The sequence below is a fragment of the Rathayibacter sp. AY1C1 genome (assembly GCF_002932105.1).
In the GTDB taxonomy this organism is placed as follows: domain Bacteria; phylum Actinomycetota; class Actinomycetes; order Actinomycetales; family Microbacteriaceae; genus Rathayibacter.
Genome location: NZ_PSWH01000020.1, coordinates 14,591 through 37,027, shown reverse-complemented (window position 1 = coordinate 37,027; position 22,437 = coordinate 14,591). Strand labels below are relative to the sequence as shown.

Here is a 22,437-nt window from a genome sequence, read left to right as displayed (position 1 = left end):
AGTGGCACCCCCAACGGGGCACAGGCGCGCCTGTCAGGAGGGCTCGGCGAGCGCCCACATCGCGACCGCCGACGCCGCAGCGACGTTGAGCGAGTCGATCCCGTGCCGCATCGGGATCTGGACGGCGACATCGGCGGCGGCGAGCGCGTCGGCGGTGAGACCCTGCCCCTCGGTGCCGAGCACGAGGGCGACGCGCTCCGGAGCGCGGGCGGCGAAGTTCCGCAGGGGCACCGCCTCCGGGGTCAGAGCCATCGCCGCGATCGTGAAGCCCGCTCCGTGCAGGAGCCGCTGCGTCGACGGCCAGTCGCCGACGCGCGTCCAGGGCACCTGGAGGACCGTTCCCATGCTCACGCGGATGGCGCGGCGGTAGTACGGATCGGAGCAGCGCGGCGTCACCAGCACGGCATCGGCTCCGATGGCCCCGACCGAGCGGAAGATCGCGCCGACGTTCGTCGGGTCGACCACGTCCTCGAGCACGACGACGCGGCGCGCTCCCGCGAGCAGGCCGGCCGGGTCGGGCAGCACGGGCCGGTCCATCGCCGCGATCAGGCCGCGGTGCAGGGTGTAGCCGGTGAGCTCGGCCAGGAGCTCACCCGGGCCTGTGAAGACGGGGACGTCGAAGCGGCCGACCAGGCGCTCGGCCTCCGCCGCCGACCCGCCGAGGGCGAGCACCGAGCGCGGCCGGTGCCCGGCGGCGATCGCGCGCTCGAGCACGAGCGCCGACTCCGCGATGTACAGGCCGTGCGGGCCGCGGGCGTTCTTCAGCGCGACGTCGGTCGCGTGCGCGTAGTCGCGCAGCCGCGGATCGTCGAGCGCGGCGACCTCGATCCGCTCCACCGGATCAGGCGAAGGGGTCGGGGGTGAGCGTGTACTTGGTGCTGAGGTACTCGTGGATCCCCTCGAGTCCGCCCTCGCGACCGAGGCCCGACTGCTTCACCCCGCCGAAGGGCGCCGCCGCGTTCGACACCACGCCGACGTTGAGGCCCATCATCCCGGTGGCGAGCCGCTCGATCATCCGCTGACCGCGGGCGAGGTCGCGCGTGAAGACGTAGGACACCAGTCCGTACTCGGTGTCGTTGGCGAGCGCGACGGCGTCGTCCTCGTCGGTGAACGGCACGATCGCGAGGACCGGGCCGAAGATCTCGGTGCGCAGGATCTCGCTCTCCCGGTCGACCCCCGCGAGCACGGTCGGCCGGTAGAAGTGGCCCGCCCCCTCGATCCGATCGCCGCCGGTGAGCAGGCGCGCGCCGCGGGAGACGGCGTCCTCCACCAGCGCGGACGCCTTCTCGACCGCGCGCTCGTCGATCAGCGGGCCGATGGTCACTCCGTCCTCGGTGCCGCGGCCGACGCGCAGAGCGCGCACGCGCTCCACGATCCGCGCGGCGAACTCCTCGGCGATCGACTCGTGCACGAAGAAGCGGTTGGCGGCCGTGCAGGCCTGGCCGATGTTGCGGAACTTCGCGAGCATCGCGCCCTCGACCGCCCGGTCGAGGTCGGCGTCCTCGAACACGACGAAGGGCGCGTTGCCGCCCAGCTCCATCGAGGTCCGCAGCACGTTCTCGGAGGCCTGCTGCAGCAACGTGCGCCCGACGGGCGTGGAGCCGGTGAAGGACACCTTCCGCAGGCGGGGATCCGACAGGATCGGAGCCGACACGGCTCCCGCCGAGGACGTGGTGACCACGTTGAGCACGCCGTCGGGGAGCCCCGCCTCGGCGAGCAGTGCCGCGAAGGCGAGCGTGGTGAGCGGAGTGAGCTCGGCCGGCTTCACGACGACGGTGCAGCCCGCCGCCAGCGCCGGAGCGATCTTCCGCGTCGCCATCGCGAGCGGGAAGTTCCAGGGGGTGATGAGGTAGCAGGGGCCCACCGGGTGCTGCGAGACGATCATCCGGCCGCTGCCCTCGGGCGAGACTCCGTAGCGTCCGCTGATGCGCACCGCCTCCTCGCTGAACCAGCGGAGGAATTCGCCGCCGTACACGACCTCGCCCCTCGCCTCCGCGACCGGCTTGCCCATCTCGAGCGCCATCAGGAGCGCGAACTCCTCGGTGCGCTCCTGCAGGAGGTCGAACGCCCGCCGGAGGATCTCGCCCCGCTTCCGCGGCGCCGTCGCGGCCCACGACGGACCGGCGGCGACGGCGGCGTCGAGCGCCCGGACCCCGTCCTCCGGAGTCGCGTCGGCGATCGAGACCAGGACCGCTCCGGTGGCCGGGTCCTCGACGTCGATCGAGCCGCCGCCGGAGGCGTCCACCCACTCACCGCCGATCAGCAGCTGCGTGGGGATGCGGGCGAGCAGAGCGGTCTCGGCGGCGCGGGACGCGACGGAATCAGTCACAGGAGGGAACCACTTCTTCGGATCGGAGCGCGCAGACCGCGCCAGGAGGAGCTTCTCGTCCTCCCAGTGTAGGACGGGCGATCGCTCCGGGGGCGGGGTCGCCGGGAGCCTCGAGGACCTGCGCCTCCCTGAGCCCTGTGGAGGGACGAGCCCTCAGACTGACCGCTCGACGCGGATTCCCGCCTCCGTGAGCTCGCGCAGCGCCGCGGCACTCGCCTCCTCGGAGACGCCCGCGATCAGGTCCTCGAGCACGCGGACCTCGAGCCCCGCCCGTCGCGCGTCGAGTGCCGAGGCGCGCACGCAGTGGTCGGTCGCGAGTCCCACGACGTCGAGCGCGGTGACGCCCCGCTCCGCGAGCACGGCGCCGAGCTCCTCGCCCGCCTCCGTCGTGCCCTCGAAGGCCGAGTAGGAGGGGCGGCCCTGCCCCTTGAGGATCTGCACGTCGATCCGAGCGGTGTCCAGGGCCGGGTGGAACCGCGCGCCGTCCGTGCCGGCGACGCAGTGGACGGGCCATCTGTCGACGAAATCCGGCTCCACCGCGAAGTGGCCGCCGTTGTCGGAGTCGCCCTCGTGCCAGTCGCGGGAGGCCAGCACCGCGGAGTACCGGTCTGCGTGCGCCGCCAGATGCGCGGTGATGCCCCGGGCGACGGCCGCGCCGCCTGTGACGGCGAGCGCGCCGCCCTCGGTGAAGTCGTTCTGCACGTCGACGATCAGGAGTGCGGTGGTCATCGTGGGCCTTCCGGGAGGAGGTGGAGAGGAGGAGCGGGAGGTCGACCCGCCCGCGTCAGGAATCGGAGAGCGAGGATCCGCAGCGGTAGACGCCCGTCACGAGGGTGTCGATCGCGGTCTTCGCCGAGTCGGAGACGTCGCCGAGAGCGTAGACCGCGAAGGTCAGCTCGGTGCCGTCCGCCGCGGTGACCACGCCGGCCAGGGTGTAGCCGGTGTCGATCCAGCCCGTCTTCGCTCGCACCGCGCCGTCGGCCGCGGCGTTGTCGCCGGCGAAGCGGTCGGAGTAGGAGAGCGAGCCCGTCCGGCCCGACACCGGCAGGCCGTCCAGGAGGATCCCCAGCTGCCCCTCGCGGGCCTGCACCTTCCGGAGCAGCTCGGTGAAGTACGCCGGCGCGACCGCGTTGTCGTCGCTCAGGCCGGAGCCGTCGACGATCGCGATCCCGGACGTGTCGACGCCGTAACCGGCGAGCCCCTGCAGCACACCGGCCTGCTCGGCAGCGAAGTCGCTGCCCGCGCCGGTGCGGATCGCGACGAGTCGCGCGAGCATCTCGGCGATCGCATTGTCGGAGACGAGCAGCATCTGCTGCACGAGCGTGCCGACCGGGGCCGACTCCACCGTGCCGAGAACCGCCGCGCCCGCGGGAGCCGTCCCGGTGGAGACCACGGGCGAGCCGTCCAGCTCATCGGCGAACGCCCCTCCGGCCCGGCCGACCGGATCCGTGCCGCGCTCGGAGGTCGAGGCCGTGGGGTCCTCGCGATCGCCGTCCACCTGGAGCGCCGTGATCTCGGGCATGTAGCCGTCGACCTGCTCCTTGCGGTTCCAGCTCGGCTGCCAGGTCTCGCCCGAGTAGAGGGAGGAGTCGAGCACCAGCGACGTGATCGGCGTCCCGGCGGTGGAGGGGTCGGCCTCCCAGGCGCTCTCGACCTGCGCCGCGAGGTCGTCGAGGTGGGCCGCTCCGGCGTAGGTCGACTCCCGGCCGGTCGGGAGCCGGGTCAGGGTGAGGTCTCCCCCGCCGACGAGGACGACGCTCCCGGGTTCGCTCCCCCGGACCACGGTGGTGGCGATGCGCGTGTCCGGGCCGAGGACCGCGAGCGCCGACGCGGCCGTGAGGATCTTGAGGGCGGAGGCGGTGCGGGACGCGGTCCCGCCCCCGCGGTCGAACAGGACCTCGCCCGTCGCGGCGTCGACCACCCGCGCCTGCATCGAGCCCAGGCGCGGGTCGGCGGCGAGCCCCGCCACCGAGCAGGTGCGGAGCGCCTCGGCCGCCGCTTCGGCGGTGGGCCGCGCCGTGGCCGTCGGCGTCGGGGTGGGAGTCGCGGTGGCGGTCGGGGTCGAGACGACGGGCAGCGCCCCGGGCTCCGTGGCGCTGCCGAGGGCCGTCCCCACGCCGAAGGCGCCGCCACCGAGCACGGCGGCCACGAGCACCGCGGCGACCACGAGAGTGCGGCGACGGCGGGGAGGAGGCGTGTCGGTCATCCGCAACAGGGTAGCGACGCGAGTTCGACGCGACCTGGACGTCGAGGATGAGGCCGGGAACTCGCGGATCCGGCCGGCACGTCGCGGATGACGGGAGAGGGAGCCGCCTGTGGGAATCGAACCCACGACCTTCTCATTACGAGTGAGACGCTCTGCCGACTGAGCTAAGGCGGCGTGCACGCGGGGCCTGAGCCCCGGACACGATTACACAGCATAGCCTGCTCGCGCCCCCGGGCGTGAATCAGGACGGCGCGGTCGAGCAGAGGCTCCGCGACGGCGGCGGCGACCGCCGCGCTCGGCTCAGGCGAGCGCGCCGCGGAGCTCCTCGAAGGAGCGGGCGATGCGTCCGGGCAGGGCCTCCCGGCCGTCGTGATCGACCCAGGCCGCCCAGGCGTGGCGGACGGCGGCGAGCCCGAGGAGCGTCAGCATCCGCGCCCGGCTGCGCACCCGCTCCGCGTCGTCGTCCTCCTGGCCGAGACGCTCGGCGACGAGCCCCTCGACCGCGAGCTCGAACTCGCGCATGCCCGCGATCTTCAGACCGACCAGATGCGGGTGCTCGCGGAAGAGCGCGCGGCGGAGGACGTGCAGCTCCCGGTCCTCCTCGAGCGGCTCCTCCATCGCGGCGACGAAGACCCGCTGCAGGTCCTCGAGCACGGCGCCCCGGCCCGCGACGAACGCCGCCGCCGTCTCGTCGGCGATGACCGGGAGCCCGCCGACCAGCGCGTCCTCCTTCGAGGCGAAGTAGTTGAAGAAGGTGCGCGTGGAGACGTCGGCGGCGCGCGAGACGTCGTCGATGGTCACGCGCTCCGGCCCGCGCTCGCTAGCGAGGCGGAGGACGGCGATCTCGATCGCCCGCCGCGTGGCCAGGCGCTTGCGCTCGCGGAGCCCGGGCTGCTGCTCGCGGGACCGCTCCTGCTCGGTCAGCACTTCGGGTCCACCTCCGGGACGGTCCCCTCGAGCAGGTACGCGTCGACCGCGTCGTTCACGCAGGACGTCGACTTATTGTAGGCCGTGTGGCCCTCGCCGTCGTAGGTGACCAGGTGACCGGCGGAGAGCTCGCCCGCGAGCGCCTGCGCCCACACGTAGGGCGTCGCGGGATCGTTCGTGGTGCCCACGACCAGGATGGGCGCCGAGCCCTCCGCGGTGATCGGCTCGCGGGAGCCCTCGAACGCCGCCGGCCACTCGCTGCAGAGGATGTCGCCGTAGGCCATGTAGCGGCCGATCGTCGGCGCGGCCTGCTCGAGAGCGGCCTCGTCGGCGCGCATCGAGGCGGTGTCGGCGTCGTAGGAGTAGTCGACGCAGTTGATCGCGAGGAACGCCTCGGTGGTGTTGTCCGCGTACCGGCCGTCCGCGTCGCGCCCGTTGTAGGCGTCCGCGTACTGGAACGCGACCGCGGCGTCGCCCCGGCGGACGCCGGCCAGCATCTCGCTCAGCGCTCCCCACGCCGTGGCGTCGTAGAGCGGGTAGACGATCGCGGTGAACAGCGTGCTCGCGCCGAGCTCACGGCCGTCGGCGGCCCGGATCGGCGAGGCGTCCACGTCCTCGAGCATGCGCTTCAGCTGGGCCATCCCCGCGTCGACGGTGCCGGTGAACGGGCAGTCGTCCGAGCGGAGGCAGTCGGCGAGGTAGGCGCGCAGTGCGCTCTCGAACCCCTTCGCCTGCTCGCGCACCACGTCGAACGAGGTGGCCGCCGGGTCGATCGCGCCGTCGAGGACGAGGCGGCCGACCCGGTTCGGGAACAGCCCGGCGTAGGTCGCTCCGAGGAACGTGCCGTAGGAGTAGCCGAGGTAGTGCAGCGTCTCGTCGCCGAGCGCCGCGCGAAGCACGTCGAGGTCACGGGCGGCGCTCGGGGTGCCGACCTCGGGCAGCAGTGGCCCGCTGCGCTCCTGGCAGGCGGCGGCGAACGCGGCAGCGGTCGTGCGCTGCGCCTGGATCCACTCGTCGCTGCCCCGCTCCCCCGGCGTGATGTCGTAGAGGTAGGAGTCGAGGCCCGCGGCGTCGAGGCAGGAGACCGCGGTGGAGGCGCCCACTCCGCGCGGATCGAAGCCGACGACGTCGTACCGGGCGGCGAGCGCGGAGTCGACCGCGTAGTCGGCGCTGTCACGGATGAAGTCGACGCCCGACGCTCCCGGTCCGCCCGGGTTCACGAGCAGGGAGCCGATCGCCGGTCCCTTCGTCGCGGGTCGGCGCACCAGGGCGATCGACGCCGTCTCCCCCGAGGGGTCGTCCCAGTCGAGCGGGACGGTCGCGTCGGTGCAGAGAGCGCCGTCGCCGCAGTCGTCCCAGACCAGCACCTGCGAGTAGTAGCGCTCCAGGGAGTCGTCGACGGTCTGCGGATAGGGGGTGGAGGTCCGGTCGACGCTCGGGCCGGGCGCGAAGCAGCCGGTCAGGAGAGACGCGGCCGCGGCGAGCGCGACGACGACGGCCGACCGGCGCCCCCGCCTCACGCGGCCACCGGGCGGCGCGCCGCGACGACGAGCAGCGCCTCGAGAGCGAGGACCGGGGAGACGTTCGCGTCGATCCGCTGCCGGGCGGTCGCGATCGCGTCGAGGACGGCGAGCGTGCGGTCGGGCGGAGTCGCGTCGGCGAGCGCGGTCATCTCGGTCCGGACCTCCTCGTTGATGACGCCGCCGGGCGCTCCGAGCTGGAGGCGCACCACGTCGCGGTAGAGGGAGAGCAGGTCGACGAGGATCCGGTCGAGGCCGTCGCGGAGGCTCCGCGTCGCGCGTCGCTTCTGATCCTCCTCGAGCGCCCGCAGCTGCGAGCGGAGCTGCGCGGGCACGGTGCCCCCGAGCTCGACGCCGAGCGAGCGCAGCGCCTGCTGCCGCTCGGCCTCGTCGCGCTCGAGCGTGATCGCCTTGGCGTCCTCGGTCGCGACCTCGATCATCCGCGCAGCGCCGAGCACCGCGTCCGAGACGCCGCGGAGGCGCAGGGCGATGCGGAGCGTCTCCTCGCGGCGCTCGCGCGCGTTCGCGTCGGTCGCCAGGCGGTGCGCCATCCCGATGTGGCTCTGAGCCTGGCGGGCGGCGCGCTCGGCGGTCTCGGGGTCGACCCCGTCGCGGCGCTCGAGGAGACCGGCGACGTCCTCGACGCTCGGCACGCGGAGCCGCACGGAGCGGACGCGGGAGCGGATGGTGGGGAGCAGATCGGCCTCGCTCGGGGCGCACAGGATCCAGACCGTGCGCTCCGGCGGCTCTTCGAGCGCCTTCAGCAGCACGTTGGACGTGCGCTCGCTCATCCGGTCGGCGTCCTCGATGACCATGACGCGGTAGCGCGACACCGAGGGCGAGTACTGCGAGCTGCTGACCAGCCGCCGCACCTCGTCGATCGAGATGATCACGCGCTCGGTCGTCAGCACGGCGAGGTCGGGATGGGAGCGGGCGGCGACCTGGCGGCAGTCGGGGCACTCCCCGCAGCCGCCGTGGCGGCAGAGCAGTGCGGAGGCGAACGCGTAGGCGAGGTTCGAGCGGCCGGACCCGGGAGGGCCGGTGATGAGCCAGGAGTGCGTCATCGACGACGACTCCCGGCCATGGTCGTCCCGGGGCGTCGAGGCGTCCTGCAGGGCGCCGATGGCGTGCTCCTGCCCGACGAGCTGGCTCCAGACGGTCATGCAACCAGGCTAACCGCGAGCACCGACAGCCGACGCGCCGTCGAGGAGGACGGCGACCCGCTCCCGCACCGCGGCCGCGATCTCCTCGACGGGGAGAGCGGCGTCCACGACGAGGAAGCGCTCGGCGTCCGTCTCGGCGATCGCCAGGAACGCCTCGCGCACGCGCCCGTGGAACTCCGCCTTCTCGGCCTCCAGCCGGTCGAAGCGGGTGCGGGCCGCGTCGAGCCGGCCCCGCGCGACGGCGGGGTCGAGGTCGAGCAGGACGGTGAGGTCGGGCCTCAGGTCGTGGGTGGCCCACTCCGAGAGCCGCCGGACCTCGACGGCGTCGAGGACCCGCCCGGCTCCCTGGTAGGCGACGGAGGAGTCGATGTAGCGGTCCTGCACGACGACCTCGCCGCGCTCGAGCGCCGGTCGCACGAGCGTCCCGATGTGCTGGGCGCGGTCCGCCGCGTAGAGCAGGGCCTCGGCCCGCGGGTCGATCTCGCCGCGGTGGTGCAGAACGATCTCGCGGATCTGCAGGCCCACCTCAGTGCCTCCGGGCTCGCGGGTGCGGACGACGGTCTCGCCCCGCGTGCCCAGCCACTCCTCGAGCAGCCGGGCCTGCGTGGTCTTGCCCGCGCCGTCCCCGCCCTCGAGGGTGACGAACAGCCCGGTCACGACTCCGTCGCGTCCGACGTCTCGGCGGCGGCCGCCGCGGCCGCGCGGCTCGCGGCGGTGGCGCGGGGCGCGGCGGGCTTCTTCGCTGCGGTCGTCTTCTTGGCGGCCGCCGTCGTCTTCGCCGCGGTCGTCTTGGCCGCGGTCGTCTTGGCCGCCGTCGTCTTGGCCGCCGTGGTCTTGGCCGCCGTGGTCTTGGCCGCGGGCTTCCTGGCAGGCGCGCGCTTGGCCGGAGCCTTCTTGGCCGGGCCCTTCGCGCGCTTGTCGGCGAGCATCTGGACCGCCTGCTCGAAGTCGATCTCCTCGATCGTGAGGCCCTTGGAGATCGTGACGTTGGTCTCGCCGTCGGTCACGTAGGCGCCGAAGCGTCCGTCGCGGATCCGGATCGGCTTGCCGCTGACGGGGTCCGCCTCGAACTCCTTCAGCGCGCTCGACGCGCGTCGCGCCCCGTACTTCGGCTGGGCGAAGATCTCGAGCGCCGTCGGCAGGTCGACCTCGAAGATCTGGTCCTCGCTGGTGAGCGACCGGCTGTCGGTGCCCTTCTTGATGTACGGGCCGTACCGGCCGTTCTGAGCCGTGATCGGCTCGCCGCTCTCGGGGTCGTCGCCGACCGTGCGCGGCAGGTCGAGCAGGCGCAGCGCCGTCGCCAGGTCGATCGACGCGACGTCCATCGACTTGAAGAGGGAGGAGGTGCGCGGCTTCACGACAGCGGGCTTCTTCGCGCCGCGCTTCGCGGGCGCGGGCTCGACGACCTCCCCGGTGGCGGGATCCGCCGTGGTCTCCGGCTCCGGATCGACCTCGGTCACGTAGGGGCCGAAGCGCCCGTCCTTGACGACGACGGTCTTGCCCGAGTCGGGGTTGCTTCCCAGCACGCGGTCGGTCTGCACCGGGGCGTCGACGAGCTCCTGCGCCTTGGCGGGCGTGAGCTCGTCGGGAGCCAGCTCGAGCGGCAGGTTGACGCGACGCGGCGTCTCCTGCCCCTCCTCCTGGGCCACCTCGAGGTAGGGGCCGTACTTGCCGATGCGCAGGGTGATGTCGTCGGTGATCCGGACGGAGTTGATGCTCTTCGCATCGATCTCGCCGAGGTTGTCCACGACGTGTCGGAGCCCGGGGTGCGTGCCTCCGCCGAAGTAGAAGCGGTTGAGCCAGGCGACGCGGTCCTCCTCGCCGCCGGCGATGCGGTCGAGGTCGCCCTCCATCTCGGCGGTGAAGTCGTACTCCACCAGGTCGGAGAAGAAGTCCTCGAGCAGCCGGACCACCGAGAAGGCGATCCAGTTGGGCACGAGGGCGGTGCCGCGCGGAGTGACGTAGCCGCGGTCGACGATGGTGGAGATGATCGACGCGTAGGTGGAGGGCCGGCCGATGCCGAGCTCCTCGAGCGCCTTGACCAGGCTCGCCTCCGTGTAGCGCGGGGGCGGCGAGGTCTCGTGGCCCTTGGCCTCGACCGCGGCGACGACCAGGCTCTGGCCGACCTCGAGCACCGGCAGCTTGGCGTCCTTCTCGTCGCGGGCGCCGTGACGCTCCTCGTCGCGCCCCTCCTCGTAGGCGAGGAGGAATCCGCGGAAGGTGATGACGGTTCCGGAGGCGGTGAACTCGGCGGTCTTCGCGACGTCGCCGGCCGGCTCGGCGAGCAGCGTCACGGTGGCGGTCGAGCCCTTGGCGTCGGCCATCTGCGAGGCGACGGTGCGCTTCCAGATGAGCTCGTAGAGGCGGAGGTCGTTGCCGCGGAGGGTGCCCGAGAGCTGGTCTGGGGTGCGGAAGGTCTCGCCCGCGGGCCGGATGGCCTCGTGCGCCTCCTGCGCGTTCTTGTTCTTGCCGGAGTACAGGCGCGGCTTGTCCGGCACGGTCTCGGCTCCGTAGAGGGACGCGGCCTGAGTGCGTGCGGCGTTCAGCGCCTGCTGCGAGAGCCCGGGCGAGTCGGTCCTCATGTAGGTGATGAAGCCGTTCTCATAGAGCGACTGCGCGACGCTCATCGTCTGGCGCGCCGAGAAGCGGAGCTTGCGCGCCGCCTCCTGCTGGAGCGTGGACGTGGTGAACGGGGCGGCGGGGCGGCGCGAGTACGGCTTGGACTCGAGGTTCGAGACCCGGACCGTGGTGGCGGGGTCGCGCAGCGCCTCGGCGAGGGCACCGGCGGTGGACTCGTCGAGGACGGTGACGTCGCCCTTCAGCTGACCGCGGTCGTCGAAGTCGCGGCCGCTTCCGATCCGCTTGCCGTTGAGCCGCGCCAGGCGGGCGTCGAAGCCCGCCGCGGCGTCCGACTCGGGTGCGAGCACGGTGGCGAGGTCCCAGTAGCTCGCCGACACGAACGCCAGGCGCTCCCGCTCGCGGTCGACCACCAGGCGGGTCGCGGCCGACTGCACCCGACCGGCCGAGAGCCCGGGGCCGACCTTGCGCCACAGCACGGGCGAGATCTCGTAGCCGTAGAGGCGGTCGAGGATGCGGCGGGTCTCCTGGGCGTCGACCAGGGAGGTGTCGATGTCCCGGGTGTTGTCGCGCGCCTTCTGGATCGCGTCCTTCGTGATCTCGTGGAAGACCATGCGGTGCACGGGGACCTTGGGCTTGAGCTCCTCGAGGAGGTGCCACGCGATGGCCTCGCCCTCGCGGTCCTCATCAGTGGCGAGGTAGAGCTCGTCGGCGTTCTTCAGCGCGCGCTTGAGGTCGGCGACCGTCTTCTTCTTCTGGTCGGAGACGACGTAGTAGGGCTCGAAGCCGTTGTCGACGTCGACGGAGAACTTGCCCAGCGGGCCCTTCTTCAGCTCCGGGGGGAGGTTCTTCGGCTCGATGAGGTCGCGGATGTGCCCGACGGAGGCGAGCACCTCGTAGCCGTCGCCCAGGTACTGGGCGATGGTCTTGGCTTTCGCCGGCGACTCGACGATCACCAGCTTCTTCGTGCCGGACACAGTTCTCCTCGATTGGTGCTGTCGGGTCGGACGACCAGTGGTCCGACGTCCCCTGCTGCGGGGAGACGGTGCGCGGCGACGTGGTGCGGGGAACGGCGACGCGTCCCCATCGGCGGGGGCGCCCGACAGGCACACCATACACACTGACCCCGGACGTGCTGCCCCCTCCCGAGGACACGGGGACCTCGGGAGGACGCTGGACACGGCCTCGGAGCCGCCTGCCCGGCCTGCCATCGACGGGGGTGACGCGCGGCGCCGATCGGCGCATGATGAGGCATGGCAACGACGCACACCACCACGACCTCCGCCTACACGGCCAAGCTCCTCGACGGACCACTGGAGGGCAAGACCCTCCGCCGGGGATACGGCGACGATCAGGCCCCCGCCGCACGCCTCGAGATCCCCGGGGCGAGGGCGGGCTCCCGCTACATCTACCTCCTCGCCGGCGGCCTCGAGCACGACGAGGGCGCGGGCGCCCTGCCGACCGCCGCCGCGTACCGGTACCAGCGACTCTCCTCCGACTGACGCGCTCCCGCGGCGTCGTCCGGACCTCGGTCCGGACGACGCCCGCTGCTGCCTCCGCCCTCAGGGCGGCGGGCCGGCCCTCGACCGCGCCGTGAGGGAGAGCGGACCCGCGGCGACGGCCGCCTCCGTTCTCGCGACGCCGCCGTCGACGTCGCAGAGGACGAGCTCGGCGCCGTTCGCGCGGGCCACGGCGGCGGCACGTCCGCACGGATCCCCGGCCAGCAGGCCGGAGGCGACGTCGGCCGCTGCCAGGGACGAGGCGTCCGCGGCGGCGACCGCTCGCTGGTGCCCGACGACTCCTGCGCAGCCGGCGAGGACGGCGGCCGTCACCAGGATCGTGCCCGCGACGACTCCGATCGCCACGACCGCGGCCGATCCCTCCTCCCGGTAGCGGACAGCCCCGGGGAGCCGGCGGATCATCCGCCCCCGCCCAGCGCGCAGGACCGGACCGAGACCGGGAGCGAGACCGCCGGGAGCGGGCGCAGCCGGGCCGCGACGTCGACGCAGACCAGTCCGTCCTGCTCCCCCGCCGTGAGCGACGCCCCCGTCACCCGGGCGAGCGGCGCGCGGGGGTCGTCGCCCCGGGCCGCGGACCGGGCCGCGTCGGCGGCCGCGTCGACGAGCCGGACGTACTGCGCCGAGGCCGCTACCGACCCCAGGCACAGCGCCAGCACCGCGACCACCGCCGGGAGCACGAGCGCGAGCTCGGCAGTGGCCGAGCCCTCCTCCTGGACGAGCCGCCCGCGCAGCAGCGGAAGGCCTCTCATCCCGCCGCGGTGAGCGCGCGGGTCACCAGGTCGGTCAGGATGCTCCGCACCTCGTCGCCCTTGAGGATGACCACCAGCAGCCCGGCGAAACCGACCGCAGCCATCGTCGCGATCGCGTACTCCGCCGTCGCCGACCCCTCCTCGTCGCCCAGAGCGCCGAGACCTCCCCACCCGGGTCGGCGCCACTCGACGCGCCCCGCGGAGACGTCGATGCCAGTTCCTCCGCCGGACGCCGCACCTCCGCCGCTCCTCGAGCCCCGGCTCGTTCCGGGCACACGACTTCCCGCATCCCTGCTCCTACCGAGTCCTCGACTCCGGGAGACTCCCCCGCCGCTGATCGCCGTGTCACTGCTCATGTGTCCTGCTCCGTTCCGCCCCGCTCCATGCCCCTCCTCCGAGGATCGCTGACTCCCGATCCCACCGATCGACCCTCCGGCCGATCCGTGGAGACGCCTCCCGATCCCGCCCCTGTGGAGGAGCGGTCGACCGCGTCACGCCGCCACCGAGAACGTCGAGAGCAGCACCGAGACGACCATCGGAGCCACTCCGAGCAGCAGGAACGCCGGCAGCACGCAGACTCCGAGCGGCAGCATCAGGGTCACGCCGAGCCGAGCGGCTCGCTCCCGCGCCCCGGAGGACGCCCGTGCCCGGACCAGAGCCGCCTCGCTCCGGAGCAGGCGTCCGGCCGGCACGCCCGCCGCCGCGGAGAGGGCGAGCACCGGGTCCGCGTCGGAGAGCACGCGCTCGCCCGAGTCGAGCCCGCACTCGGCGAGCGCCGCCACGACCCGGGCGCGCGACGACTCGATCGAGCCGCCACCGGCCAGCGCCACCGAGAGGAGGTCGAGCGCGAGCCCGGGCGCCGGATCGGCCGGGGCCGCGCTTCGGACGAGGCGCCGCGTCCACGCGTGCGCGGCCGCCATCAACCCGGCTCCCCCCACCAGGCAGACCGCACCGGGCACCGTCCCGAGGAGCACGCCGACCACGTCGAAGCCCAGCAGTGCCCCCAGACCCAGCGCCGCCAGCGGCAGCGCGCTCACGACCCTCCCGGTGGCGGAGGGACCGGCCAGAGCCACCTCGATGTCCCGGCGGGCGCGCGCCAGCTCGCGCAGGGACTCCGCCAGCTCGCCGAGAGCGGCGGCGACCGGCGCGCCGGAGTCGGCGGCCACCCGCCACGCGGCGGCCAGCGCCGCCCACGCGGTCGCCTCACCGGTGTCCGGCGCTCGCCGTCGCGGCCGCTTCCGCTCCGAGCCGCTCCGCCGCGAAACCGGCGTCCCGCGCAGCAGCGCCTCCGTCACGTCGCCCCCGCGGCCGGCCTCCTCCGACACCGCCCGGAGCAGTCGCCGCCGCCGCGCGTCCCCGCTGTCCGCCCCCTCCGCCTCCGCGAGATGCCCGAGGGCCGACGCGGGAGCCACTCCCGCCGCGAGGAGGACGGCCAGTCGGTGCACGACGGCCGCGACCTCGTCCAGCCCGTCGCGGCCCGTCACGCGCTCGACCTCGAGGCGCTCGGGAGCGACCCGTCCTCGACCCTCAGGCGGCCGGCCGCGTCGAGCGCGAACGTCCCGGATGCCGCCAGCCGCCGCCGCCCGTCGCGGCGCTCGAGGTGGAGCACCATGTCGATCGCGCTGACCGTCTGGCGGGCGATCGCCTCGGGCCCGAGTCCCGCGAGGACCCCGAGCGCCTCGAGACGCGCGGGCACGTCCTCGAGGGAGTTCGCGTGGAGGGTCCCCGCACCGCCGTCGTGCCCGGTGTTCAGCGCGGACAGCAGCTCGCGCAGCTCGACGCCGCGGCACTCGCCGAGGACCAGGCGGTCCGGACGCATCCGCAGCGCCTCCCGCACGAGCCGGTCCAGGCCCACGGCACCGGCGCCCTCGAGGTTGGGCTGCCGCGCCTCGAGTGAGACGACGTGCGGGTGCGCCGGCCGGAGCTCGCCGACGTCCTCGATGGCCACGATCCGCTCGGTCGGCGCCGCGCACCCGAGCAGGGCGCCGAGCAGGGTGGTCTTGCCTGATCCACCGGCTCCCGTGATCAGCAGGTTCCACCGCTCGCGGACCGCCCGGCGCAGAAGCCGCACTCCGTCGTCGTCCAGCATCCCGGCCGCCTGCAGCTCCCCGAGCGTCCAGGAGTCCGACCGCGGCACCCGCACCGACACGAGCGCTCCCCCGGTCGCCACCGGCGGCAGCACGACGTGCACGCGGACCCCGTGGCGGAGCCTGACGTCCACGCACGGGCTCGCCTCGTCGACGTGCCGTCCACCGGCCGCGACCAGCGCGACGGCCAGCCGCCGTGCTCCGGCGGCGTCGAGCGTCCACTCCGGAACCCGCTCCGCACCACCGCCCCGGTCGATCCAGAGGCCCGCGCCGCCGTTCACGAAGAGGTCGGTCACCGCGGGATCCGCGGCGTGCGGCGCGAGCAGCCCGAGACCGGCGGCGGCGGGCCGCACCGGCAGCGGGTCGCGGCGGTGCTCGGCGGGGACGAGGGGGACGAAGTCGCGGGTCATCCCGGCACGCTAGGAGCCCGTTCCGCGCGCCGGGGCGCTCCCTGCCCGATCGGAGGAGAGACGCCCGCGTCGGCGCCTGTGGAGGAACGACCCGGGCCGGACGCGCGCGCAGGGGTGGCCCGGGGCTCTCGGCAGGGAGCCCCTCCGAGGAGGGTCCCCACGGCGCAGAGAAGCCCAGTCGACGAGGAGACGTCCCGGCATCGCGGAAACGCCCCCGCGAGCAGGGCTCGAGCGGGGGCGTCCCTCCGCCGGATCCGGCGGGAAGAAGGGGGCGGCACCCATTGGGGGGAACAGGTGCCGCCTCGGCGGCGCTGGATTGGGGGGAATCACTTGCGCCGCTGGGCCGAAGTTCATTCGGCCGTATGCAACTGTAGGGGACGGATCGCGATTCGCCAAGCCCGGATCCTGTTCTCTGCGGACTCTTATCCGACACCCGCCCCGCACCCAGCTTGCGGCGCTCGGCGATCCGCGCTGGAGGCGGGCGCTACGGTGGTGCGACGCCGACCGCGCGGGCCGGCGAACGTCTCACTCGCGAAGGAGCGAATCGCAGATGTCCACTCCCCCCGACGCCCCGGCCGCCGACCGGAACGCCATCGACAATCTCCTCCACGAGACCCGCCGGTTCCCGCCGCCGGCCGATCTCGCCGCCGGAGCGGTCGCGACCGCCGCGCTCTACGACGAGGCCGCGGCCGACCGCCTCGCCTTCTGGGCCGACCGGAGCCGAGAGCTCCTGCACTGGCACCGGCCGTTCACGCGCACCCTCGACTGGAGCGAGCCCCCGTTCGCGAAGTGGTTCGACGACGGTGAGCTGAACGTGGCCTACAACTGCCTCGACCGCCACGTCCTGGCCGGCCACGGCGACCGCGTCGCCCTGCACTGGGAGGGCGAGCCCGGCGACTCCCGCTCGATCACCTACGCCGAGCTCACCGCCGAGGTGAAGCGCGCCGCGAACCTGCTCACGAGCCTCGGCGTCCGCGCCGGCGACCGCGTCGCGATCTACCTGCCCATGATCCCGGAGGCGGTCATCGCGATGCTGGCCGTCGCCCGGCTGGGGGCGGTCCACTCCGTCGTCTTCGGCGGCTTCAGCGCCGAGAGCCTGCGCGCGCGCATCGACGACGCGGAGGCGACACTCGTCATCACCGCCGACGGCGGCTGGCGCAAGGGCGCCGTCTCGCCCCTGAAGCCGGCGGTCGACGCCGCGCTCGCCCTCGGCGGCGAGTCCAGCGTCCAGCACGTCCTGGTCGTGCGCCGCGGAGGCAACGAGGTCGCCTGGCACGAGGGGCGCGACCTCTGGTGGCACGAGGAGATCGTGGCGGTCGACGCCGACCACGTCGCGAAGCCGTTCCCTGCCGAGCAGCCCCTCTTCATCCTCTACACGAGCGGCACGACCGGGAAGCCCAAGGGCATCCTGCACACCAGCGGCGGATACCTCACCCAGGTCGCCTTCACGCACCGCGCGGTCTTCGACCTGCACCCCGAGTCGGACGTCTACTGGTCGACCGCGGACGTGGGCTGGATCACCGGGCACAGCTACGTCGTCTACGGCCCGCTCGCCAACGGCGCCACCCAGGTGATGTACGAGGGCACTCCCGACAGCCCGCATCCCGGCCGCTGGTGGGAGATCGTCGAGAAGCACGGCGTGACGATCCTCTACGCGGCTCCCACGGCGATCCGCTCCTTCATGAAGCTCGGCCGGCAGATCCCGCAGCGCTTCGACCTCTCGAGCCTGCGCCTGCTCGGATCGGTCGGCGAGCCGATCAACCCGGAGGCGTGGGTCTGGTACCGCGACGTCATCGGCGGCGGCCGCACCCCCATCGTCGACACGTGGTGGCAGACCGAGACCGGCGCGATGATGGTGTCCCCCCTGCCCGGCGTCACGACGCTCAAGCCCGGGTCCGCGCAGGTCGCTCTGCCGGGCATCTCGATCGACGTGGTCGACGACTCCGGGACGCCGGTCGGCGCCGACGAGGGCGGACTGCTCGTGATCACCGAGCCCTGGCCGGCGATGCTGCGCGGCATCTGGGGCGACCCGGAGCGCTACGTCGAGACCTACTGGTCGAAGTTCGGCGACCGCTACTTCGCGGGCGACGGAGCGCGTCGCGACCGGGACGGCGACCTCTGGCTCCTGGGGCGCGTGGACGACGTGATGAACGTCTCCGGCCACCGCCTCTCGACGGCGGAGATCGAGTCGGCCCTCGTCTCGCACCCTGTCGTCGCCGAGGCGGCCGTCGTGGGAGCCGCGGACGAGACCACCGGCCAGGCCGTGGTCGCGTTCGTGATCGCGAAGGCGAGCCAGGCCGAGGCGCTGGCCCACGGGCACGACGAGCTCGAGGCCACCCTGAAGGCGCACGTCGCCGAGCACATCGGCGCGATCGCCCGCCCGAAGCGGATCTTCGTGGTGCAGGAGCTGCCCAAGACCCGCTCGGGGAAGATCATGCGCCGGCTGCTGCGCGACGTGGCGGAGGGACGCGCCGTGGGCGACACGACGACGCTCGCGGACACGCAGGTGATGGCGGTGATCTCCTCCGCGATCGCCGCGGACTGACCGGGCGCCGCCCCCTCCCGCCGCGTGGGCCGGAGGGGGCGGTGCGTCAGTCGAAGGCGACGATCAGCTCGACCTCGACGGGAGCGCCGAGGGGCAGCTCCGCCACCCCGACGGCCGAGCGCGCGTGACGGCCGGGCTCGCCGAACACGTCGCCGAGCAGCTCCGAGGCGCCGTTGATCACGCCGGGCTGCCCGGTGAAGCCGGAGGCGGACGCGACGAAGCCGGTGAGCTTCACGATCCGCGTCACCCGGTCGAGCGATCCGATCGCGTCGGCGACGGCCGCGAGCGCGTTGAGGGCGCAGGTGCGGGCCAGCTCCTTCGCCTGCTCGGGCGACACCTCGTCGCCGACCTTGCCGACCAGCGGCAGAGCGCCGTCGACGAAGGGGATCTGCCCCGCCGTGTAGACGAGGCCGCCGTGCACGACGGCGGGGACGTAGGCGCCGGCGGGGACCGCCACGGCGGGCAGCTCGACGCCGAGCTCCGCGAGGCGCTCGGCGATCACGCGCCGGCCTCGGCGACAGGGCGCTTGAGGTACGCGACGAGGCCGCCCTCGGGACCGGTCACGATCTGGACCAGCTCCCAGCCCTCGGATCCCCAGGTGTTCAGGATCGCCGTGGTGTTGTGGATCATCAGCGGGGTGGTGATGTACTCCCAGCGCGGGACGGACATGGCTCTCCTCGGGTGCGGCCGGTGCGGGACGACTGCTGAGCGCCGCGCGTCGGCGGGATGAGCGCCGCGGCTCGTCCGAGCGCGGCGACTACGCTGATTCTATGTCGGGGCAGGGCGGGACCAGAGTCGTGAAGACCATCGGGGGCGCCGTCGGCGGTCTGATCGGCATCGTCGCCATGAGCGTCGTCGCGGGAGTCCTGGTGGCCGCCTCGGTGACGCCGGCGATCGCGCTGAGCGGCATGGCCGCCGGCAACACGGTGGAGATGTTCGACAACCTCCCCGAGTACCTCGAGATCGGCACGCTCGCCGAGAAGAGCGACGTGTACGCGAAGGACTCCTCCGGCGGCGACGTGCTGCTCGCCTCCTTCTACGCCCAGAACCGCGTCGAGGTGGGCTGGGACGAGATCTCGCCGTTCGTGAAGGACGCCGTGGTCGCCTCCGAGGACCCCCGCTTCTACGAGCACGGCGGCATCGATCTGCTCGGCACCGTCCGCGCGGCCGCGACGACGGCCATGGGCGGGGACGTCCAGGGCGGCTCCTCCATCACGCAGCAGTACGTCAAGAACGTGCTCGTGCAGAAGGCGGAGGCGCTCAGCGATCCGATCGAGCGCGACGCGGCCTACCGCGAGGCCACGGAGACCACTCCGGAGCGCAAGGTCGCCGAGATGCGGCTCGCCATCGGGCTCGAGAAGGAGTATCCGAAGAACGACATCCTGCTGGGCTACCTCAACATCGCCCTGTTCGGCGGCACCGTCTACGGCGTCGAGGCGGCTGCCCGCTACTACTTCGGAGTGAGCGCGAAGGACCTCTCGCTCGCGCAGTCCGCCGCGCTCGTCGCGATCGTGAACAACCCCGAGAAGTTCCGCTTCGACCGGCCCGGCGACCCGGCGAACCCCGCCGCGGAGGGCTACCCGCAGACCCGGGACCGGCGCGACTACATCGTCACCCGCATGGACCTCGAGTCGAAGGTGACGTCCGAGCAGGCGCAGGCGGCCGTCGCCGAGCCCGTGACGCCGAACATCACCGAGCCGAGCACCGGCTGCCAGACGGCCGGAGTCGCGGCCTTCTTCTGCGACTACGTCACCTGGGTCATCAAGAACGACGACGCGTTCGGTGCGAGTCAGGACGAGCGCGACGCCACCTTCAAGCGCGGCGGCTACCGGATCTACACGACCCTCGACTCCGACCTGCAGCAGGCCGCCGTCTCGGCCACCGACGACTGGGTGCCCAAGTCGATGGCGAACGTGAACATCGGCAGCGCGAGCGTCTCGGTCGAGGTCGGCACCGGCCGCATCCTCGCGATGACCCAGAACAAGGACTACTCCAACGATCCGGACCTGACGGGCCCCAACTACACGAGCGTCAACTACAACACCGACTTCGGGTACGGCGGCTCCTCGGGATTCCAGGTCGGCTCGACCTACAAGGTGTTCACCCTCGCGGAGTGGCTGCAGGAGGGGCACTCGCTCGGCGAGAGCGTCGACGGCACCCGCCGCGCCTACACGACCTTCCGTGACAGCTGCGAGCCCGACGGCGTCTACTACGGCGAGTCCTGGAACCCCGGGAACGACGAGGGCGGCAACGGAGGAGTGACCACGGCTCTGCAGGCCACGACCGGCTCGATCAACACCTCGTTCGCCGCCATGGCCCAGCAGCTGGACCTCTGCGGCATCCGCAACACGGCGCTGGCGATGGGCGTGCACCGTGCCGACGGGACCGAGCTGCAGAAGCTCGCGCCGACCATCCTCGGCACCAACGAGATCGCTCCGCTCACGATGGCCACGGCCTTCGCCGGCTTCGCGAACAAGGGCACCGTCTGCACGCCCATCGCGATCGACCGGATCGTTGACCGCACGGGCGCGGACGTCGCGCCGCCCGCCTCCGAGTGCAGCCAGGGGATGTCCGAGGAGTTTGCCGCGACCGCCGGCTACGCCCTGCAGCAAGTGGTGACGGGCGGCACCGGAGCCCCCTCCAACCCCCGCACCGGGGTGCCGCACATCGGCAAGACCGGCACCACGGACGACGCGCTGCACACGTGGATGGTCGGCGCGAGCACCGAGGTCGCCACCGCCACCTGGGTCGGCAACGTGACCGGCTTCACCTCCATGCGCGGGTTCAGTCTCAACCGGGTGAACGCCGGTCAGGTGCGCCACCAGATCTGGCCGCGCATCATGCGCGTCGCCGACGCGAAGTACGGCGGGACGGCGTTCCCGGCTCCCGTCCGCTCGCTCGTCGACGCTCCGCAGGAGGCCGTGCCCCAGGTCACCGGCCAGAGCCCCTCTGCGGCGGCCGCACGCCTGCGCTCCGTCGGCTTCACGGTCCGCGTCGACACTTCTCCGGTCCCCTCCGACCGCCCGGCAGGGACGGTCGCGCAGACGAACCCGCCCGCCGGGTCGCGCGTCTCCCGGGGCGCGGAGATCACCCTGCAGATCAGTGCCGGACCGGGCGCCCCGCCCCGCGCGGGCTGAGCCCCGGCACCCCCGGCTGCTCCCGAGGGAGCGTCCGGCAGAATGAACGCGGCCGCGCTCGCGGCCGACGTGCGAGAGAAGGACCCATGACCGGACGCACCCGTCGCCCCCTGACCACCGCCCTCGCGACCGTCGCCGCGGCCGGAGCCGTCGCCGCGGCCTGGGGCATCGGCGTCGAGCGGACGCTGTTCACCGTCCGGCGCACGTCGTTCCCGGTGCTGCCCGCGGGTTCCGAGCCGATCCGCGTCCTGCACGTGTCTGACCTGCACATGGCCCCGTGGCAGACGAAGAAGCAGGAGTGGATCCGCTCGCTCCTCGCCCTGGCGCCCGACGTCGTGGTCGACACCGGCGACAACCTCGGCCACCGCGACGGCGTGCTCGGCATCCGCCGGGCTCTGGAGCCCTTCGCCGGGATCCCCGGCGCCTTCGTCAACGGATCCAACGACTACTTCGGCCCTCGGATCAAGAACCCGCTCCGCTACTTCGTCGGCCCCTCCAAGAACCCCAAGCAGCACGAGGCCGATCTCGACACCGACGGGCTGACCGGCTTCTTCTCGGACGGGCTCGGCTGGGTGGACCTCAACAACCGCGCCGAGAGCATCACGGTGAAGGGGACGCGCATCGAGTTCTTCGGCGTCGACGACCCGCACATCGGCCTCGACCGCATCGACCTCGTCGCCGGAGCCGTGGACGAGCTGCGCGGCGCGGAGGACGGACCGGCCGGGGTCAGCATCGGCGTGGCGCACGCGCCCTACCAGCGCATCCTCGACGACTTCGTCGCCCGCGGCGCCGAGGTGATCCTCGCCGGGCACACGCACGGCGGGCAGGTCTGCGTCCCGGGCTTCGGCGCCCTCGTCACCAACTGCGACATCCCGCGCGACAAGGTCGCCGGCTCGACGACGTGGGACAACGGACTGCGCAGCTCGTACCTCAACGTGTCCGCCGGAGTCGGCACCTCGATCTACGCACCGGTGCGCTTCGCCTGCCGGCCCGAGGCGACCCTCGTCACGCTCACTCCGGCGGCCTGACGAGGGGTGTCCGACGGCGGTCCGGAAATCGGCTACTATTGTCGAGGCTCGTGAGCGGTTCTCCGTGATGAGCACACCGGGGTGTGGCGCAGCTTGGTAGCGCGCCTCGTTCGGGACGAGGAGGTCGTGGGTTCGAATCCCGCTACCCCGACCGGTGAGAAGCCCGGCCAGGATCGATGATCCGGCCGGGCTTCGTCGTTCCTGGGGCGTTCTCGGAATTCTGCTGTGGCGGGGCTCGC

At 73.2% G+C, this 22,437-nt stretch carries 20 protein-coding genes and 2 tRNA genes; 5 read left to right on the top strand and 17 right to left on the bottom strand.

Annotated elements, in window-relative coordinates; genetic code table 11:
* Positions 1–33 precede the first annotated feature (33 nt).
* From C5C71_RS10860 to topA, 10 genes are all read right to left on the bottom strand, one after another.
* Positions 34–837 (bottom strand): RNA methyltransferase, encoded by an 804-nt coding sequence (locus C5C71_RS10860; protein ID WP_104337676.1) that lies wholly within the window; start codon positions 835–837, stop codon positions 34–36.
* A gap of 4 nt (positions 838–841) precedes the next feature.
* Positions 842–2,329 carry an NAD-dependent succinate-semialdehyde dehydrogenase gene (locus C5C71_RS10855; protein ID WP_104292279.1) on the bottom strand — a complete coding sequence of 496 codons (1,488 nt, stop codon included), beginning with the start codon at positions 2,327–2,329 and terminating at the stop codon, positions 842–844.
* 153 nt (positions 2,330–2,482) lie between these two features.
* Positions 2,483–3,058, bottom strand: a complete 576-nt coding sequence (locus C5C71_RS10850; RefSeq protein ID WP_104337675.1) for an isochorismatase family protein — start codon at positions 3,056–3,058, stop codon at positions 2,483–2,485.
* Positions 3,059–3,113: 55 nt separating this feature from the next.
* Positions 3,114–4,535: a D-alanyl-D-alanine carboxypeptidase/D-alanyl-D-alanine-endopeptidase gene (gene dacB / locus C5C71_RS10845; RefSeq protein ID WP_104337674.1), complete on the bottom strand. Its 1,422-nt coding sequence runs from the start codon at positions 4,533–4,535 to the stop codon at positions 3,114–3,116.
* A gap of 101 nt (positions 4,536–4,636) precedes the next feature.
* Positions 4,637–4,709, bottom strand: a tRNA-Thr gene (locus C5C71_RS10840).
* A 126-nt stretch (positions 4,710–4,835) separates the two neighbouring features.
* Positions 4,836–5,462: a TetR/AcrR family transcriptional regulator gene (locus C5C71_RS17620; protein WP_181027157.1), complete on the bottom strand. Its 627-nt coding sequence runs from the start codon at positions 5,460–5,462 to the stop codon at positions 4,836–4,838.
* Positions 5,456–6,982, bottom strand: coding sequence for an alpha/beta hydrolase (locus C5C71_RS10830; protein WP_104337673.1), 1,527 nt, complete (start codon positions 6,980–6,982; stop codon positions 5,456–5,458). The genes C5C71_RS17620 and C5C71_RS10830 overlap by 7 nt, the downstream gene beginning before the upstream one ends.
* Positions 6,979–8,145 (bottom strand): DNA polymerase III subunit delta', encoded by a 1,167-nt coding sequence (locus tag C5C71_RS10825; protein WP_104337672.1) that lies wholly within the window; start codon positions 8,143–8,145, stop codon positions 6,979–6,981. Before C5C71_RS10825 ends, C5C71_RS10830 begins: the two co-directional genes overlap by 4 nt.
* A gap of 9 nt (positions 8,146–8,154) precedes the next feature.
* The gene (tmk, locus tag C5C71_RS10820) at positions 8,155–8,802 is read right to left on the bottom strand and encodes a dTMP kinase (RefSeq protein ID WP_104267511.1); all 648 of its coding nucleotides are present in this window, start codon (positions 8,800–8,802) and stop codon (positions 8,155–8,157) included.
* The gene (gene topA, locus C5C71_RS10815; RefSeq protein ID WP_104337671.1) at positions 8,799–11,699 is read right to left on the bottom strand and encodes a type I DNA topoisomerase; all 2,901 of its coding nucleotides are present in this window, start codon (positions 11,697–11,699) and stop codon (positions 8,799–8,801) included. Before topA ends, tmk begins: the two co-directional genes overlap by 4 nt.
* A gap of 276 nt (positions 11,700–11,975) precedes the next feature.
* On the opposite strand from topA, the gene C5C71_RS10810 reads away from it, so the two are divergent.
* Positions 11,976–12,224, top strand: coding sequence for a hypothetical protein (locus C5C71_RS10810; protein WP_104222197.1), 249 nt, complete (start codon positions 11,976–11,978; stop codon positions 12,222–12,224).
* 60 nt (positions 12,225–12,284) lie between these two features.
* Here C5C71_RS10810 and C5C71_RS10805 read toward each other — a convergent pair whose 3' ends face one another.
* The 5 genes from C5C71_RS10805 to C5C71_RS10785 form a co-directional block, all read right to left on the bottom strand.
* Positions 12,285–12,644 (bottom strand): Rv3654c family TadE-like protein, encoded by a 360-nt coding sequence (locus C5C71_RS10805; RefSeq protein WP_104337670.1) that lies wholly within the window; start codon positions 12,642–12,644, stop codon positions 12,285–12,287.
* The gene (locus tag C5C71_RS10800) at positions 12,641–12,991 is read right to left on the bottom strand and encodes a TadE family type IV pilus minor pilin (protein ID WP_104222193.1); all 351 of its coding nucleotides are present in this window, start codon (positions 12,989–12,991) and stop codon (positions 12,641–12,643) included. The genes C5C71_RS10805 and C5C71_RS10800 overlap by 4 nt, the downstream gene beginning before the upstream one ends.
* Positions 12,988–13,266 carry a DUF4244 domain-containing protein gene (locus C5C71_RS10795; RefSeq protein WP_244229600.1) on the bottom strand — a complete coding sequence of 93 codons (279 nt, stop codon included), beginning with the start codon at positions 13,264–13,266 and terminating at the stop codon, positions 12,988–12,990. The genes C5C71_RS10800 and C5C71_RS10795 overlap by 4 nt, the downstream gene beginning before the upstream one ends.
* Before the next feature lie 216 nt (positions 13,267–13,482).
* Positions 13,483–14,475: a type II secretion system F family protein gene (locus C5C71_RS10790; protein ID WP_104337669.1), complete on the bottom strand. Its 993-nt coding sequence runs from the start codon at positions 14,473–14,475 to the stop codon at positions 13,483–13,485.
* Positions 14,472–15,488 carry a TadA family conjugal transfer-associated ATPase gene (locus C5C71_RS10785; protein ID WP_104337668.1) on the bottom strand — a complete coding sequence of 339 codons (1,017 nt, stop codon included), beginning with the start codon at positions 15,486–15,488 and terminating at the stop codon, positions 14,472–14,474. Before C5C71_RS10785 ends, C5C71_RS10790 begins: the two co-directional genes overlap by 4 nt.
* A gap of 550 nt (positions 15,489–16,038) precedes the next feature.
* On the opposite strand from C5C71_RS10785, the gene acs reads away from it, so the two are divergent.
* Positions 16,039–18,033 carry an acetate--CoA ligase gene (acs, locus tag C5C71_RS10780; protein ID WP_104337667.1) on the top strand — a complete coding sequence of 665 codons (1,995 nt, stop codon included), beginning with the start codon at positions 16,039–16,041 and terminating at the stop codon, positions 18,031–18,033.
* Positions 18,034–18,079: 46 nt separating this feature from the next.
* Here the strand turns inward: acs and C5C71_RS10775 are convergent, their stop codons facing one another.
* Positions 18,080–18,535 carry a RidA family protein gene (locus tag C5C71_RS10775; protein WP_219812178.1) on the bottom strand — a complete coding sequence of 152 codons (456 nt, stop codon included), beginning with the start codon at positions 18,533–18,535 and terminating at the stop codon, positions 18,080–18,082.
* Positions 18,532–18,702, bottom strand: a complete 171-nt coding sequence (locus tag C5C71_RS17615) for a hypothetical protein (RefSeq protein WP_164861113.1) — start codon at positions 18,700–18,702, stop codon at positions 18,532–18,534. Before C5C71_RS17615 ends, C5C71_RS10775 begins: the two co-directional genes overlap by 4 nt.
* 101 nt (positions 18,703–18,803) lie before the next feature.
* On the opposite strand from C5C71_RS17615, the gene C5C71_RS10770 reads away from it, so the two are divergent.
* From C5C71_RS10770 to C5C71_RS10760, 3 genes are all read left to right on the top strand, one after another.
* Positions 18,804–21,170 (top strand): transglycosylase domain-containing protein, encoded by a 2,367-nt coding sequence (locus C5C71_RS10770; protein WP_104337666.1) that lies wholly within the window; start codon positions 18,804–18,806, stop codon positions 21,168–21,170.
* 86 nt (positions 21,171–21,256) lie between these two features.
* On the top strand, positions 21,257–22,198 hold the full coding sequence (locus C5C71_RS10765; protein WP_104337665.1) for a metallophosphoesterase: 942 nt from the start codon (positions 21,257–21,259) through the stop codon (positions 22,196–22,198).
* Between the two features lie 77 nt (positions 22,199–22,275).
* Positions 22,276–22,349, top strand: a tRNA-Pro gene (locus tag C5C71_RS10760).
* The last annotated feature ends 88 nt before the right edge of the window (positions 22,350–22,437 follow it).